This is a genomic window from Marinithermus hydrothermalis DSM 14884 (assembly GCF_000195335.1).
Lineage (GTDB): Bacteria > Deinococcota > Deinococci > Deinococcales > Marinithermaceae > Marinithermus > Marinithermus hydrothermalis.
On the sequence record NC_015387.1, the window covers coordinates 1,420,506 to 1,434,564 of the forward strand.

The window sequence follows — 14,059 nt, forward strand, 5'->3', positions numbered from 1 at the left end:
GTCACTCCTGAGGGTACGGGGCCTGCCGGGCCTCCCCTTCGGGGGTGAGGTAGAAGGGGTTCGCGTCCGTGGAGACCAGGGTCTCGTTCTCGATCGCTTCCGTGAGGTCCTTGGGCAGCACGAACAGGGACTCGAGATACGGCGCGGTCAGGTGCTTAAGCGGCAGGTTCCGCTCGCGAATGCGGGCCTCGATCGTCCCTTCGGAAAGCGCGGCAGGATCGAAGGACTCAGAAGCGAGGATGAATCCGAAATCGAGGAAGAACCCTGGGATGTGGTTCTTGTAGCTGCGGGTGTACCGGAAGACCTCCCGCACCGTACGGTGGATCACGGGGTGGGCCTTGTGGTGGGTGAGCATGATCATGCCGGCCTGCATGCCCATCACGCCGCCCGGGTTCAGACGGGACTTGACCAGGCTGTAGAACTCCACGGTGTACAGCATGCGGGCCGGGTTGTGCTCGCCCACCGGGTCGGTCAGGTCAATGATGATCACGTCGAAGGTGTCGTCGTGGGTCTCGAGCCACTTGCGGGCGTCGTCGTAAACCACCTCGGCCCGCGGGTCCTCGAAGGCCCCCTGGTGCCACTCGGGCAGGAGGGTTTTGGCCATCTCCACCAGCTGGTCGTCGATATCCACCATGACCACCCGCTCGACGCTCGGGTGGCGCAGGACCTCGCGGAGCGTGGCCCCCTCGCCACCCCCCACGATGAGGACGCTCTTCGGCTCGGGGTGCGCCAGCATGGGGGGGTGCACCAGGGTCTCGTGGTAGATGTACTCGTCCCGCTCGGTGGATTGTACGTCCTTGTCCAGGATCAGGACCTTGCCGAAGCCTTTGGACTCGAAGATGAAGAAGTCCTGGAACCGCGTCCGACCCGAGGCCAGCACCCGTTCCATCCGGCGAACCAGCGTCTCATAGGGCGTCACGTGCTCGAAGTAGTACATCCCGTAGTCCATACTTCATCCCTCCGGATTCTTCGCGCCTGGGATTCCCCGGCGGCGAACCTCCCGCTCGCCGCCGCGCCAATAGCGAAACGCGTTCTCGCGTTTGGCGCCAAACGCGCGGGCCAAGCCCTCCAGCACCTCGTCAGGGTTCACGTCCCCCCGGTAAAAGTACAGGTCGAGGGTCGCCGAAGCATCGTCCTCCGGCCACGTGTGGATCATCACCGCCGCCACGGGGCTCACCACCGCGGCCGAAAGCCCTTGCGGGTGGAACTTGTACACCACGCTCTTCGTGCTCTGCGGGGAAGCCCCCAGCCGGATGACCGCGTCCCGAAGCGCGGCCTCAACCATCTTGGCGTTTTCGATCACCTCTACGTTACAACCGTAGATCTCCGCGACCCAGCGCCCACCCGGTGGTCCAGTGCGTACGTCCGCCACGAGGGCCAATCATACCACAGCTTCCTCCGTAGACTGGAGGAGATGAAGGTGCTTGTGCTGAACGCCGGCTCCTCGAGCCTTAAGTTCTCCGTGACCGACACGCGCGCCCGCCGCCACCTCACGCGCGGCGTTGTGGAGCGCGTGGGTAGCGAGGACGCTGTCCTCCGCTGGAACGGAACGCACCCGGTCCGCGCGCGGGACCACCGCGAGGCGCTGGAGGCCGTCCTGGAACGCGTGGATCTCACAGGAATCCAGGCCGTGGGGCACCGGGTGGTGCACGGAGGGGACCTCACGGAAAACGTGCGCATCGACGCCAGGGTGCTCGAGCGCCTCGAGGCCTTCATTCCGCTCGCGCCGCTGCACAATCCCGCGAACCTGGCGGGCATCCGCGCGGCTCAGGCTCTTTTCCCGGAGCTGCCGCAGGTGGGGGTGTTCGACACCGCCTTCCACCAGACCCTTCCCCCCGAGGCGTACCTGTACGCGATCCCCTACGCGCTCTACGAGCAACACGGCCTCAGGCGATACGGGTTCCACGGCACCTCACACCGGTACGTGGCCCGAGAGGCGGCACGCCTTCTGGAGCGGCCCCTGGAGGCACTGCGTCTCGTGACCCTGCACCTGGGTAACGGCGCGTCCGCCACCGCCATCCGGTTCGGGAAAAGCGTGGACACCAGCATGGGCTTCACGCCCCTCGAGGGGCTCGTCATGGGCACGCGCAGCGGGGACCTGGATCCCGGGGTGGTCCTCGAGCTCGTGAAGCGCTTCGGTTTAGAGGAAACCCGCCGCATCCTGAACCAAGAAAGCGGCCTCAAGGGGCTTTCCAGCCTGAGCCACGACCTCCGGGACCTCCACAAGGCCCGCCAGGAAGGGCACGCAGGTGCTGAACGAGCGCTTTCGGTGTACACCTACCGCATCAAGAAGTACGTCGGGGCGTTCGCCGCCGCGATGGGGGGGCTGGACGCGCTGGTGTTCACGGGCGGGGTCGGGGAGAACGACCCGGAAGTCCGGGCGCGGGTGGTGCAGGGCCTTGAGTTTTTGGGATTTGTGCTCGACCCCGAGCGCAACCAGGAGGGCGGACCGTACCTCACGCGTCCTGAAAGCCCGGCACACGCTCTGGTCGTACCTACGGATGAGGAGCTCGCGATCGCCCTCGAGGTCGCGCAGGTGCTGGGCGCTTAGGGGCGCAGCAGCACCTGGAAGATCATCATCGCGCTGACCGAGAGGGTGACGGTGGTGGCCACCCGGTCGTGTGGGGCGTCCTTGAGCGCGTCGGGAAGCAGCTCGGAGAAGACCATCCAGATCATGGCGCCTGCGGCGAAGCCGAGCCCTACGGGAAGGAAGGGCTGGAATACCTCGACCAGGAGGAACGCGGGGACGGCCATGAGGGGCTGGGGTAGGCTGGAAAAGACGCTCCACCCCCCGGCCTTCCACCACGGCACGCCCCGCGGAACCAGAACGAGGCTGATCGCGATACCTTCAGGAATGTTGTGCACGGCGATCGCCGCGGTGATGAAAAGGCCCAGCGCCTCTCCCCCCCCGAACGATACACCGACCCCGACGCCTTCCGTGAAGGAGTGGAGGGTCATCACCCCGACGATGAGGAGGGCTTTGCGGGCGTCGAGACCGTTGAGTTGACCGAGGCGTAATCGGTCGTAACGGTGGAGGACGGCGTGGGCCCATAGGATAAACCCAAGACCGAGGAGGACACCGAGGACCGTCCGGAGAAGGTCTTCAGCGATGCCTTCATAGATCAGGCCGAAGCTCGCCGCGAGCATTAACCCTGCGGCGATGGCGTTCGCTATGCCCAGCCAGGCGCGCGACACGCTACGGAAACGTACGAACGGAAGCGCGCCAAGTCCTGTCGCCACAGCGGTCACGAGGGCGTAAGCGAATACCGTGAGGGTGGAGACTTCCACGCCCCCATCTTAATGCAAACGATTATCATTATCAATACAAACCGGGCCGCTATCCTACGGCCTTCGCTAGGTGCTTCAAGGCCTCCAGCACCCGCTGCCCCAACGGGGTGAGCGTATACTCCACGCGCGGGGGCACCTCCGGATACGCGGTCCGCTCGATCAACCCTAGCTCGGTTAACTCCTTTAATCGCTCCGAGAGGGTGCGCGGACTCACCCGGGTGGCCTGCTCGAGCTGGGTGAAGCGCGTGGGGCCCTCGGCTACCGCGTTTAGGATGTCCCATCCCGCCTCGTGGGCCACCGCCTTAAGCACGAGTTTGAACTTGGTTACGTCCGCCATAGCTACCTCATCGTAGCACAAGCGTAAAGCTTCTTACTATACATCATGGAACGCGCCCCCAAAGGGATCCAGAGAGATGCACTGCCCACCCCCCCACTCGGGGTAGAATACACAAACGATGCCCGAGGACCTGAAACCCGACTGGAAGGACTTCCTAGCGCTCGTCATCGCCGCGTACCAGCTGCTGCTCGTACCGGTCCTGCTCATCATCGGCGGGATCGTCCTCGCGTTTCTCCTAATCAACGGGTTCTTTGGGTAGCCTACCGGTCGTGGTAGATTGGCCCCGAGAGGTGGAAGCATGGAAACCACGCTGAGCGGCCTGTACGAAACCCTCCCCGAGGACTACCGGGAAAAGCTCGGCCGACCCGGCGAGTACCCCTTCACCCGCGGTGTCTACCCCCGCATGTACCTGGATCGCCTCTGGACCATGCGCCAGTACGCCGGCTTCGGGTCCGCCGAGGAAACCAACGCCCGCTTCAGATACCTGCTCTCCCAAGGCCAGACCGGCCTCTCCGTAGCCTTCGACCTCCCCACCCAGCTGGGGCTGGACCCCGACCACCCCCTGGCCGTCGGCGAGGTCGGCCGCGTCGGGGTCTCCATCGCCTCCATCGAGGACATGAAGCGCCTCTTTGAGGGGATCCCCCTCGACCAAGTCACGACCAGCATGACGATCAACGCCCCGGCGATGATGCTCCTCGCGCTCTACCTGCTGGTCGCTGAGGAGCAAGGCGTCCCCTGGGACAAGGTCGGCGGCACCATCCAAAACGACATCCTCAAGGAGTACATCGCCCGCGGCACCTACATCTACCCCCCGCGCCCCTCGATGCGCCTCATCACCGACATCTTCGAGTACTGCGCCCAGCACGTCCCCCGCTGGAACACGATCTCCATCAGCGGCTACCACATCCGCGAGGCGGGCTCGACCGCGGCCCAGGAGATCGCCTTCACCCTGGCCAACGGCATGGCCTACGTGCGCGCCGCCATCGAACGCGGCCTCGACGTGGACCAGTTCGCGCCCCGGCTTTCCTTCTTCTTCGCCGCGCACAACGACATCCTCGAGGAGGTCGCCAAGTTCCGCGCCGCCCGGCGCATGTGGGCCCGCATCATGAAGGAAACCTTCGGGGCGAAGAACAAGAAAAGCTGGATGCTGCGCTTCCACACCCAGACCGGCGGCTCCACCCTCACCGCCCAAGAACCCCTCAACAACGTGGTGCGCACCGCCTACCAGGCCCTCGCTGCGGTCCTGGGCGGCACGCAAAGCCTGCACACCAACGCCTACGACGAAGCCCTCGGCCTCCCCACCGAAAAAAGCGCCCTGATCGCCCTCCGCACGCAACAAATCCTCGCGTACGAGTCCGGCGTCACCAAGGCCGTCGACCCCCTGGGGGGCAGCTTCTACCTCGAGCACCTCACGGACAAGCTCGAGGCGGAAGCCCAGGCGTACCTGGACGAGATCGAAAAGCTGGGCGGCGCCGTAGCCGCCGTCGAGGCCGGGTACGTCCAGAAGGAGATCGAGGAGGCCGCGTGGCGCTTCCAGCAGGAGGTGGAGTCCCAAGAACGCATCATCGTCGGGGTGAACAAGTTCACCTCCGCCACCCACGAGCCCGTCCCCGTACACAAGATCGACCCCGAGGTGGACCGCCGCCGCGCCGCGGAGATCCGGGCCTTCCGCGAAAACCGGGACGGCCAGAGCGTCCAAAACGCCCTCGAGGCCCTCCGCGCGGCCGCCCGCGGCACGGACAACCTCTTCCCCTACGTGCTCGAGGCCTTCCGCCGCCGCGCCACGCTCGGCGAGGTGTGCGGCGTGCTGCGCGAGGAGTGGGGAGAGTACCAGCCCGGTTACTGATCGGGATAGGCTGAGGTATGGAGCAAGAAATCTGGGATACCCTACACCGCCACCTCTCCGCCATCTTCGCGGGGGATTACGCGACCTACGCGGAGACCACCGCGCCGGACCTCGCGGTTTACGAGTGGTTCGTCACCCCGCACCGCCTCGACGGGCTCGAGTTCCACCGCTTCATGATCGAGCACGACTGGGCCGGGGCGGGCCAGGACTGGCGGTACGACCTGCTCGAGCCCCGGCTCCAGCGCTACGGCACCACCGCGATCGCCAGCTACACCCTCCTCTTCACGATCGCTCGCGAGCACGGCGTGGAGCACAAAACCGTGAACGAGACCCGCGTGCTGGTGCGTTTTTCCGAGGGCTGGAAGGTCGTGCACGTCCACAAAAGCCCCGGCGCGTCGCCGCCCCACCCCGCACCTTGAGACATTTGTCTCTAGCCCTGCCCCTCAATGAGCCCTAGGATGGGTTCGAAAGGGGGCGACAACCATGAAGAAAGGCGCGCTCGGCCTGATAGGGGTGCTGGCCATGGTTGCGCTGGTCGTTTTCGCGGGGAAGGCGCGCGACATCTACGAGGGCAGCCTGGAGGCGCGCGTGGACGCGCTGGCCTCGATCCAGCCAGGGCTTGGCACGGTGATGATCGAGTACGGCAACCGATTCACCGACCTGTACTTCGCCGCCCGGGGTGGCAACTGGGCGCTGGCCCAGTACCAGCTCAAGGAGGCCATCGAGATCCAGGAGGTCGGCGAGGTCACCCGTCCGGGTAAAGCCGCGATGCTGAGCACCTTCGAGCGCACCTACCTCGACCCCCTCGAAGAGGCCATCGAAACCCAGGACTGGGACGCCTTCGAGACCCGCTTCGAGGAGGCGGTCGCCGGGTGCAACGCCTGCCACGCCGCCACCGGCTATCCCTACATCGAGTACACGCTCCCGGAACAACCGGTCGAGGCCTACCTCAACTTCAACCTCAAGACAAGCCCCACGCGCACCCTCGAGGAGGAAGAGGAAAACGAGTAGCCCAAGCCTGGCGCGCCCCTGGGCCAGGGCTGGCCCAGGGGCCTAGCCCTCCACCCCGGCGGCCTCGAGCCGCCGGGCGATCTCCGCGACGGCCTGAGCCGCGTGCTCCCGGCCGTTCTCGATGAAGACGGTGCGGGTGTTGGCCCCGAACCCCGCGGACCCGGCGACGAAGAGGCCGGGCACGCTCGTCTCAAACGCCTCGCTGAGCAGCGGCTTGTCCCCCTCGTAGCGCGCGCCGGCGTTGCGGATCAGGTCGTCGACCGCGCGGTACCCGATCTGGATCACCACGAAGTCCGCGGGCACCTCGAGGCGTTCCCCCATCCGCTCCACCACGACCGCCCGCGGGGTGATCTCCGTCACCCGCGCGTTATAGAGCGCCTGGATCGCACCCTCTTTTACACGGTTCTCGAAGTCCGGACGCAGCCAGTACTTCACCCCCGGGCGCACGCTGGGCCCCCGGTGCACAAGCGTCACCCGCGCGCCCCCGCGGTACAGGTCGAGCGCGGTCTCCACCGCGCTGTTCGAGCCGCCGACCACCACGACCCGCCGCCCCCAGTACGGCGCGGCCTCGGTGTACCGGTAGGTGACGTGCGGCAACTCCTCGCCCGGCACCCCCAGCCGGTTCGGGGCGTCGAAGTACCCGGTCGCGACGAGCACGTACCGGGCCTCGAGGCTCCCCTCCCCTTCTCGGTCCCGGTAGTGCACGCGGAACGCGCCCTCGCGCCCCTCGAGGCGCGTGACCTCGGTGTAGGTCCAGACCTCCAGCCCCTCGGCCTCCACCACCCGCCGGTAGTAGGTCAGGGCTTCCTTGCGCGTGGGTTTCGGACCGAGGCTCACGAAGGGGTGCCCGCCCACCTCGATCTTGCGCGCCTCGCTGAAAAACACCATGTCCAAGGGAAAGCGGTAGACCGTGTGCGCGACCGTGCCGCGCTCCAATAACCGCACGGCGAGCCCTTTGCGCTTCGCTTCGATCCCCGCAGCGATCCCGACCGGTCCGGCGCCAACCACAACCAGGTCCAACATGTCTTCCATGTTACCGGCTTCCCAAGCCCTGGACCGTCAGCGCACCCCGATTCGCGGGTAGAATGAAACACGCTATGGAATACCGCATCGAACGCGACTCGATGGGCGAGCTGAAGGTCCCCAAGGACGCGTACTACGGCGCGCAGACCGCCCGTGCGGTGGCCAACTTCCCCATCAGCGGCCTGCGCTTCCCCCGCACCTTCATCCAGGCCTTAGGCGCCATCAAGCACGCCGCCGCCGCGACGAACCTCGAGCTCGGCCTGCTCGACGAGACCCGGGCTAAGGCCATTATGCAGGCCGCCGAGGAGGTCATCGAGGGCAAGCTCGACGATGAGTTCGTGGTGGACATCTTCCAAACCGGGTCCGGCACCTCGAGCAACATGAACGCCAACGAGGTGATCGCCTCCCGCGCGAACGAGATCCTCACCGGCAAGCGCGGCGGCAAGGAACCGGTTCACCCGAACGACCACGTGAACTTCGGCCAGTCCTCCAACGACACCATCCCCACCGCGATCCACGTCGCGGTCGCCCTCGAAACCCACCGGACGCTGCTGCCCGCCCTGCGCGAGTTGCACGCGGCTTTGCTCGAGAAGGCCCGGGCCTGGGACGACGTGGTCAAGATCGGCCGCACGCACCTGATGGACGCCACCCCCATCCGATTGGGCCAGGAGGCCTCGGGCTGGGCCCGCCAGGTCGAGCTCGGCATCCAGCGGCTCGAGGACAGCCTCACCCGCCTCTACGAGCTCGCCCAGGGCGGCACCGCGGTCGGGACCGGGATCAACACCCACCCCGAGTTCGGCCGGCGCGTAGCGGCGAAACTCGCCGAGCGTTTCGGGCTGCCCTTCCGGGAGGCGGAGAACCACTTCGAGGCGCAGCACTCCAAGGACGCCGCCGCGGAGTTCGCCGGGCAGCTCTCCACCGTGGCCACCAGCCTCATGAAGATCGCGAACGACATCCGCTGGCTGGCCTCCGGACCGCGCTGCGGCCTCGGGGAGATCCAGCTGCCCGCGGTGCAGCCCGGCTCGAGCATCATGCCTGGCAAGGTCAACCCCGTGATCGCCGAGGCCCTCATGATGGTGTGCGCCCAGGTCATGGGGAACGCCGTGACCGTACAGGTCGCGAACACGCACGGCAACCTGGACCTCAACGTCATGATGCCCGTCATCGCGCGGAACCTGCTCGAGTCCGTTACCTTCCTGGGGAACGCGGTGCGCGTGTTCACCGAGAAGGCCGTGCGGGGGATGGAGGCCAACCGCGAGCGGGCCGAAGGGTACGTGGAGTGGTCCCTCAGCATGGTGACCTCGCTCGCGCCGGTGATCGGGTACGACCGCGCCGCGGAGATCGCCAAGCGCTCCGTGAAGGAAGGCCGCACCGTGCGCGAGATCTGCCTCGAGGAGAAGGTGCTGCCCGAGGAGGAGCTCAACCGGATCCTCGACCCGCGCCGCATGACCGAGCCTGGGGTCGCCAAGGAGTAGTGGCCTGGTGCACACCTAAATGCTTCGCAGCTTGTTAGGCTGATTCTCGGCTGTAAAGCCTGGGGGCCGCGCCTCGGCGGCCCGAACCATATCGCCATCCGGCCCCTTCCGAGGCGGGGGCCGCTCATAGGGAGGGAAGACGCATGGGGTACCCGTTTAAGCTACCCGAACTCGGTTATGCCTACGACGCGCTCGAGCCGCACATCGACGCGCGCACCATGGAGATCCACCACACCAAGCACCACCAGGCGTACGTGAACAACCTGAACGCCGCTCTGGAGAAGCACCCGTACCTGCACGGGGCGGGCCTGGAGGCCCTGTTGCGGAACCTGGCGGCCCTGCCGGAGGAGATCCAGACCGCGGTGCGCAACAACGGCGGCGGGCACGCGAACCACAGCCTTTTCTGGGAGGTGATCGCGCCCGGCGGGAGCCGTGAACCCACCGGGGCGTTGGCCCAGGCGATCCAGGAGACCTTCGGCTCGTTCGAGGCCTTCAAGGAGCGGTTCGCTAAGGCTGCGGCGACCCGCTTCGGCTCGGGGTGGGCCTGGCTCGCGGTGGACGCCTTCGGGAAGCTGCACGTCTTCTCGACCGCGAACCAGGACAGCCCCCTCATGCAGGGCTTCACCCCCATCCTGGGCCTGGACGTGTGGGAGCACGCCTACTACCTGAAGTACCAGAACCGCCGTCCCGAGTACATCCAGGCCTTCTGGAACGTGGTGAACTGGGACGTGGTCGCTCAGAAGTACGAGGCGGCGAAGTAAGTCCTCACGAACCGCCGGGCAAAAGCCCGGCGGTTTTTCGTACCGGCGAGGCTTGACAGAAACCCCGTCACCGACTAGACTTCTAAGCGTGCTTCGGGCGAAGCCCGGAGGCGTTCGTGGGCCGCTAGCTCAATTGGTAGAGCAACCGACTCTTAATCGGTGGGTTACAGGTTCGAGTCCTGTGCGGCCCACCATTTTCATTTGGTAGGCTGGAGGGCGTGCGACGGGGAGCCTACCGCGCCATCATCCTCGGAGCCGGCCTCGCGTACCTCGCGCCCCTCCTCCTCCTCTTGCTGCAAGCCGCCGCAAGCGCCAGCCCCCCCCTACGCGCCTTCTACGCCACCCACCACGCCGCCGTGGACATGACCGCGGCCCTCCTCGCGGCCAGCCTGGGCGGCGGCACCGCCCTACTGGTCCTCGGCCGCGTGCTGCGCCCCTGGGTGCGCCTCGAGGCGGCCCTAAACGCCCTGCTCTCCGGAAAGGAGCGCCTAGCCCCCGTAGGCGAAGCGCACGCGGACCGGGTCGTCGCGCGGATCAACACCCTGCTCGAGCTACAGCGCGACCTGGTGCGCCTCCTTGAGCTCGAGCGCGCCCGGCTGGCCCGCGAGCTGCACGACGGCGCGATCCAATCTCTCCTCGCGGCCCGCTGGGCCCTCGAGGAAGGCGACCGGGACCGTGCTCTCGCGGCGCTCGCCGAGGCGGAAGCGGTGCTGCGCGCCGCCACGCGGGGCCTCATGCCCCCCGCCCTGGAGCACCTGCCCCTCGAGGACGCCCTCACCGAGCTCGGCGAACAGCTGGGCCTGTCCGTCACCGCCCATGTGGAAGGCACGCTGGACCCGGAGGCCCGGCTCGAGGCCTACCGGATCGTGCAGCACGCCCTCCATAACGCCAAACGCCACGGGGAGGCCGGCCGGGCCTGGGTGCGCGTCACGGGCGGGACGGAGGTCACGGTGCGCGTGGAAGACGACGGGCATGGCGAGGTGCTGCGGGAAGGCCAGGGGCTCGAGCTGCTCCGCGCCCGATTGCGGTTATTGGGCGGCCGACTGGAATGGAAGCGGTCGCGCCGGGGCAGTACGGCCCTGATCGCGGCCTGGCCGCGGGAAAGGAGTTTTGAGCCGTGAAGATCCTTCTCGTGGAGGACCACCACCTGGTACGCGAGGGGCTCACGCGCCTCCTCCGCGAGGTCCTTCCCGACGCCCAGGTGCGGACCGCCGGCTGCATCGCTGAGGCACGGGAGCGGCTGGCCTGGGCGGAACGCGTTTTGCTGGACCTCTCCCTGCCCGACGGGCACGGCCTGGGCTTCCTCGAGGAGATCGCCCGGCGGCACCCGGACCTGCCCGTGGTGATCCTCACCGCCTACGACGAACCCGCGTTCCAGCGCCGCGCTGCGGCCCTCGGTGCCGTGGCCTTCCTCTCCAAAGCCGACCCGCCCGACGCGCTCCGCCAAGCGCTCGTCGAGCTCAAGGGACCAGCGCGGTCCCTCCCGTACACGGACCGGCTCTCCCCCACGGAACAGCAGGTCCTGGCCCTGTTGGGGGAGGGGCTCAGCACCGCCCAGATCGCCCAGCGGCTCGGCGTGGAGGAGAAGACCGTGTACACGCACCGCCGGCGCCTCATGTTCAAGCTGGGCCTGAAGAGCGCGCAGGCCCTCGTGCGCTTCGCTGCCCTGTACCACACCGGGCTCACCCCCCCGTCGGGTAAGAAATTCTCTTAGGTCCCCCGTCCCTTCCCACCTCGCGAGGGACTCGCTAGGGTGCCGCGTGGAGGTACGGGTATGCGCACGCGAATCCTTCTCCTGACCTTCCTTACCCTCACAGCCTGTCGTCCCACAGGCCCCGCTGCGCTTGAAGCGAAGGTGGAGGTCCACCCCTGGCCGCCGCGCGTGGGCCCCGCGGTTGTGCAGGTCATCCCGCCCGAGGACCTTCGGGTGCAGACCCTGACCGTGACCGGGGACATGACGCACGCGGGCATGCAGCCGGTCATCGCCGAAGCCCGCGAGACGCGGCCGGGCGTCTGGGAGACCCAGGGGTTCCGCTTCACCATGCGGGGCGACTGGGTGCTCACGGTCGAGGCTACGGACGCGAACGGCCGAACCTACCAGCAGGAAGTACGGTTGACCGTGCCATGATCCAACCAGCCCCCACCCGCCGCTGGGACCTGTTGCGCCTGCCCCTGGTACGCCGCTTCGTCCGGTGGCGTTACAGCCGGTTCGTCCTGCAGTTGCCGCTTTTCCTCCTCGCCCTCCTCGCGCTTTTCGACGGGTTCACGGGCCGTCAGCTCGCCCCCAAGAACCTCGCGACCGTCTCCGTATGGCTGCACTACCGGGGGCTCGTGGTGCTCGCGATCGCCCTGCTGGGCAACGTGTTCTGTGCGGCCTGCCCCTTGATGCTCACGCGGGGCGCGAGCCGGGCGCTCAAACGCTGGCTGCCCGAATGGCGCTGGCCCCGACGGCTCCGCAATAAGTACGGGGTGCTGGGGCTCACCCTCCTCTACCTCTTCGCCTACGAGTACTGGGACCTCTGGGCGAGCCCCTGGCTCACGGCCTGGCTGATCCTGGGGTACTTCGGCGCGGCTCTGGTGGTGAACGCCATCTTCCCCTCGGGCACGTTCTGCAAGTACGTCTGTCCCCTCGGGAACTTCAACTTCGCGCTTGCCACCGCGTCCCCCACCCAGATCACCGCGCGCGACCCCGCCCGTTGCCTTACCTGCGAGGGCAAGTACTGCGTCAACGGCCGGGGCGCGGCGTACCCGGGGTGCGAAACCCGCCTGTTCGTGCCGCAGATCCAGAGCAACACGGACTGCACCCTCTGCCTCAACTGCGTGCGGGCCTGCCCCTACGACAACGTAGCCCTCGAGGTCCGGTCCCCCGTGCGCGAGTGGGTTACGGCCCGTTACCGGCCGGACTGGGCGCTGTTCGGCGCGCTGCTCCTATTCGCCGGGGTCATGAACGCCTTCGCGATGGTCCCCCCCTACTACGCGCTGGCCGAAGCGCTGGCCCGCGCGCTCGGCACGACCCACGAGGGCGTGCTGCTCGGCGTCATCTTCGCCGCGTGGGTCGGGATCGCGGGCCTGCTCAGCGTGGGACTCAGCCTGCTCTCGAGCTGGCTCGCGGGAATCCACGAGCGCCCCCTACAGGCCGTGCGCCGCTGGGGCGCGGGGTACCTTCCCATGGCCTTCGCCGTGTGGGGCGCGCACTACGCCTACCACTTCCTCACCGGGTGGGCTTCGATCGTGCCGGTCACCCAACAAGCCCTGGGCCGTTTGGGCCTCTACCCGGGAAGGCCGGACTGGGCGCTCGCCGCTCAGGTGCCTGAAGCCCTCCTCTTCCCCACCGCGGCGCTCGCGATCTACGCGGGGCTGGCCGCCTCGAGTTACGTCCTCGTGCGGCGAAGCCTCGCGCTCGGGCGGGGGTACGCGGCCCTACCGGTCCTGGCGCTGCTCGTTTACCTGGCCGCGCTCACGCTGTGGGTCCTGGCGCAACCCATGGAGATGCGGGGCACCCTGCTCGCCCCGTCCCCCTCGGGAGGGATCTAGATGCGGCGGTTGGCGATCGCCTGGCTCATCCTTGCCGGTCTCGCGTTGGCGCACGCCGAGCCCGTAACGGCCAAGGTCACGCTCTGGATCAGCGATGGGTACCTCCACATCAGCGCGGCCTTCGTCGGGGAACAAAGCGAGCAACCGGTGCTGGACGCGCGGGTGGAGGCCCTCCTGCTCGAGGCGGGGGCGTCCTTGCCAGGGGGAACGGTCCGGGGCCGTCCCCAGCTTTCCGGGATCGTCGCGCGGCAAGCGTTGCGGGAAGCCACGCCCGGGGTCTATACGGCGCGGATCGCCTCCCCCCCGACGGCCTTCCTGCTGGTCCTCGCGGACACGAGCTTTTCCGGCGAGACCGCCTTAGCCAGCGCCCCCGTACGATTGCCCTTGCCCACGGGAGGTGCGGTGCTGACGCTCGTCTTCCCAGCCACCGCTACCCCCACGCCGTGGCTAACGCGGGCGCTCGCCTGGCTCTGGCTCCCCGTAGCGCTCGGCGCGGGGCTGGCCCTCGCTGCGCAGCGCGCCAGGCGCGTATACTCGAGGAAGGATGCGTAACCTCAATCGTTGCGGCTGGGCCCTTCTGGTAGGGCTCGGTGCGGGATCGGGCCTCCTCAACCCGGGGTACGCGACGCACCTCAAGCTCGAGGGGCTCGGCCAGAACTGGTGGGTCATCCCCATCGTGGGGCTCGTGCCCTTCGTGCTGGTGGGTGGGATCGCCTACCTGTTGTACCGCGCCGCGCGCGCCAAGGGGCCCCGCTCTAAGGGCGAACGTTAAGCCCCGCGCCCG

Annotated in this window: 18 protein-coding genes and 1 tRNA gene; 14 read left to right on the top strand and 5 right to left on the bottom strand. The window is 67.7% G+C overall.

Translation table 11 applies throughout. The features are described 5' to 3' along the window. Position 1: 1 nt before the first annotated feature. Both speE and speD read right to left on the bottom strand, forming a co-directional pair. On the bottom strand, positions 2-949 hold the full coding sequence (gene speE / locus MARKY_RS07075; RefSeq protein ID WP_013704190.1) for a polyamine aminopropyltransferase: 948 nt from the start codon (positions 947-949) through the stop codon (positions 2-4). Between the two features lie 3 nt (positions 950-952). Continuing rightward, positions 953-1,372 (bottom strand): S-adenosylmethionine decarboxylase, encoded by a 420-nt coding sequence (gene speD / locus MARKY_RS07080; RefSeq protein WP_013704191.1) that lies wholly within the window; start codon positions 1,370-1,372, stop codon positions 953-955. Positions 1,373-1,414: 42 nt separating this feature from the next. On the opposite strand from speD, the gene MARKY_RS07085 reads away from it, so the two are divergent. Continuing rightward, complete coding sequence (locus MARKY_RS07085) at positions 1,415-2,551, top strand: acetate/propionate family kinase (protein WP_041657930.1); 1,137 nt, start codon at positions 1,415-1,417, stop codon at positions 2,549-2,551. On the opposite strand, the gene MARKY_RS07090 is transcribed toward MARKY_RS07085, so the two are convergent. Together MARKY_RS07090 and MARKY_RS07095 are read right to left on the bottom strand one after the other, a co-directional pair. Continuing rightward, entirely contained in the window at positions 2,548-3,288 is a 741-nt protein-coding gene (locus tag MARKY_RS07090; protein ID WP_013704193.1) for a ZIP family metal transporter, read from the bottom strand. The two genes, MARKY_RS07085 and MARKY_RS07090, sit on opposite strands and share 4 nt — an antisense overlap. A gap of 49 nt (positions 3,289-3,337) precedes the next feature. Beyond that, positions 3,338-3,625 carry a winged helix-turn-helix transcriptional regulator gene (locus MARKY_RS07095; RefSeq protein WP_013704194.1) on the bottom strand — a complete coding sequence of 96 codons (288 nt, stop codon included), beginning with the start codon at positions 3,623-3,625 and terminating at the stop codon, positions 3,338-3,340. 118 nt (positions 3,626-3,743) lie between these two features. Between MARKY_RS07095 and MARKY_RS11905 the strand changes: the two genes are divergently transcribed. The 4 genes from MARKY_RS11905 to MARKY_RS11960 all read left to right on the top strand — a co-directional run bounded on the left by MARKY_RS11905 (position 3,744) and on the right by MARKY_RS11960 (position 6,482). Beyond that, positions 3,744-3,884 carry a hypothetical protein gene (locus tag MARKY_RS11905; RefSeq protein WP_013704195.1) on the top strand — a complete coding sequence of 47 codons (141 nt, stop codon included), beginning with the start codon at positions 3,744-3,746 and terminating at the stop codon, positions 3,882-3,884. Positions 3,885-3,935: 51 nt separating this feature from the next. Further along, positions 3,936-5,471, top strand: a complete 1,536-nt coding sequence (locus tag MARKY_RS07100; RefSeq protein ID WP_041658333.1) for an acyl-CoA mutase large subunit family protein — start codon at positions 3,936-3,938, stop codon at positions 5,469-5,471. Between the two features lie 17 nt (positions 5,472-5,488). Next, positions 5,489-5,890 carry a nuclear transport factor 2 family protein gene (locus tag MARKY_RS07105; RefSeq protein ID WP_013704197.1) on the top strand — a complete coding sequence of 134 codons (402 nt, stop codon included), beginning with the start codon at positions 5,489-5,491 and terminating at the stop codon, positions 5,888-5,890. A 64-nt stretch (positions 5,891-5,954) separates the two neighbouring features. Beyond that, the gene (locus tag MARKY_RS11960; RefSeq protein ID WP_013704198.1) at positions 5,955-6,482 is read left to right on the top strand and encodes a hypothetical protein; all 528 of its coding nucleotides are present in this window, start codon (positions 5,955-5,957) and stop codon (positions 6,480-6,482) included. Positions 6,483-6,524: 42 nt separating this feature from the next. Here the strand turns inward: MARKY_RS11960 and MARKY_RS07115 are convergent, their stop codons facing one another. Continuing rightward, positions 6,525-7,505, bottom strand: a complete 981-nt coding sequence (locus MARKY_RS07115) for a YpdA family putative bacillithiol disulfide reductase (RefSeq protein WP_013704199.1) — start codon at positions 7,503-7,505, stop codon at positions 6,525-6,527. A 74-nt stretch (positions 7,506-7,579) separates the two neighbouring features. On the opposite strand from MARKY_RS07115, the gene MARKY_RS07120 reads away from it, so the two are divergent. From MARKY_RS07120 to MARKY_RS07160, 9 genes are all read left to right on the top strand, one after another. Continuing rightward, complete coding sequence (locus MARKY_RS07120; protein WP_013704200.1) at positions 7,580-8,980, top strand: class II fumarate hydratase; 1,401 nt, start codon at positions 7,580-7,582, stop codon at positions 8,978-8,980. 143 nt (positions 8,981-9,123) lie between these two features. After that, the gene (locus MARKY_RS07125) at positions 9,124-9,741 is read left to right on the top strand and encodes a superoxide dismutase (RefSeq protein ID WP_013704201.1); all 618 of its coding nucleotides are present in this window, start codon (positions 9,124-9,126) and stop codon (positions 9,739-9,741) included. A 118-nt stretch (positions 9,742-9,859) separates the two neighbouring features. Continuing rightward, a tRNA-Lys gene (locus MARKY_RS07130) sits at positions 9,860-9,935 on the top strand. A 24-nt stretch (positions 9,936-9,959) separates the two neighbouring features. After that, the gene (locus MARKY_RS07135; RefSeq protein ID WP_013704202.1) at positions 9,960-10,862 is read left to right on the top strand and encodes a sensor histidine kinase; all 903 of its coding nucleotides are present in this window, start codon (positions 9,960-9,962) and stop codon (positions 10,860-10,862) included. After that, on the top strand, positions 10,859-11,455 hold the full coding sequence (locus MARKY_RS07140) for a response regulator transcription factor (protein WP_013704203.1): 597 nt from the start codon (positions 10,859-10,861) through the stop codon (positions 11,453-11,455). The genes MARKY_RS07135 and MARKY_RS07140 overlap by 4 nt, the downstream gene beginning before the upstream one ends. A 60-nt stretch (positions 11,456-11,515) precedes the next feature. Beyond that, positions 11,516-11,869, top strand: a complete 354-nt coding sequence (locus MARKY_RS07145; protein ID WP_013704204.1) for a FixH family protein — start codon at positions 11,516-11,518, stop codon at positions 11,867-11,869. Further along, positions 11,866-13,275, top strand: coding sequence for a 4Fe-4S binding protein (locus MARKY_RS07150; protein WP_013704205.1), 1,410 nt, complete (start codon positions 11,866-11,868; stop codon positions 13,273-13,275). Before MARKY_RS07145 ends, MARKY_RS07150 begins: the two co-directional genes overlap by 4 nt. Then, positions 13,276-13,827 carry a hypothetical protein gene (locus MARKY_RS07155; RefSeq protein ID WP_013704206.1) on the top strand — a complete coding sequence of 184 codons (552 nt, stop codon included), beginning with the start codon at positions 13,276-13,278 and terminating at the stop codon, positions 13,825-13,827. Then, entirely contained in the window at positions 13,820-14,047 is a 228-nt protein-coding gene (locus tag MARKY_RS07160) for a hypothetical protein (protein WP_013704207.1), read from the top strand. Before MARKY_RS07155 ends, MARKY_RS07160 begins: the two co-directional genes overlap by 8 nt. The last annotated feature ends 12 nt before the right edge of the window (positions 14,048-14,059 follow it).

What these genes read in the sequence shown, in the direction of transcription:
- MARKY_RS11960 (WP_013704198.1), top strand. Translation starts at nt 5,955, where the DNA reads ATGAAGAAAGGCGCGCTCGGCCTGATAGGGGTGCTGGCCATGGTTGCG.
- MARKY_RS07155 (WP_013704206.1), top strand. Translation starts at nt 13,276, where the DNA reads ATGCGGCGGTTGGCGATCGCCTGGCTCATCCTTGCCGGTCTCGCGTTG.
- MARKY_RS07145 (WP_013704204.1), top strand. Translation starts at nt 11,516, where the DNA reads ATGCGCACGCGAATCCTTCTCCTGACCTTCCTTACCCTCACAGCCTGT.
- MARKY_RS07105 (WP_013704197.1), top strand. Translation starts at nt 5,489, where the DNA reads ATGGAGCAAGAAATCTGGGATACCCTACACCGCCACCTCTCCGCCATC.
- MARKY_RS07120 (WP_013704200.1), top strand. Translation starts at nt 7,580, where the DNA reads ATGGAATACCGCATCGAACGCGACTCGATGGGCGAGCTGAAGGTCCCC.
- speE (WP_013704190.1), bottom strand. Translation starts at nt 949, where the DNA reads ATGGACTACGGGATGTACTACTTCGAGCACGTGACGCCCTATGAGACG.
- MARKY_RS07095 (WP_013704194.1), bottom strand. Translation starts at nt 3,625, where the DNA reads ATGGCGGACGTAACCAAGTTCAAACTCGTGCTTAAGGCGGTGGCCCAC.
- MARKY_RS07115 (WP_013704199.1), bottom strand. Translation starts at nt 7,505, where the DNA reads ATGTTGGACCTGGTTGTGGTTGGCGCCGGACCGGTCGGGATCGCTGCG.
- MARKY_RS07125 (WP_013704201.1), top strand. Translation starts at nt 9,124, where the DNA reads ATGGGGTACCCGTTTAAGCTACCCGAACTCGGTTATGCCTACGACGCG.
- MARKY_RS07160 (WP_013704207.1), top strand. Translation starts at nt 13,820, where the DNA reads ATGCGTAACCTCAATCGTTGCGGCTGGGCCCTTCTGGTAGGGCTCGGT.
- MARKY_RS11905 (WP_013704195.1), top strand. Translation starts at nt 3,744, where the DNA reads ATGCCCGAGGACCTGAAACCCGACTGGAAGGACTTCCTAGCGCTCGTC.
- MARKY_RS07150 (WP_013704205.1), top strand. Translation starts at nt 11,866, where the DNA reads ATGATCCAACCAGCCCCCACCCGCCGCTGGGACCTGTTGCGCCTGCCC.
- MARKY_RS07085 (WP_041657930.1), top strand. Translation starts at nt 1,415, where the DNA reads ATGAAGGTGCTTGTGCTGAACGCCGGCTCCTCGAGCCTTAAGTTCTCC.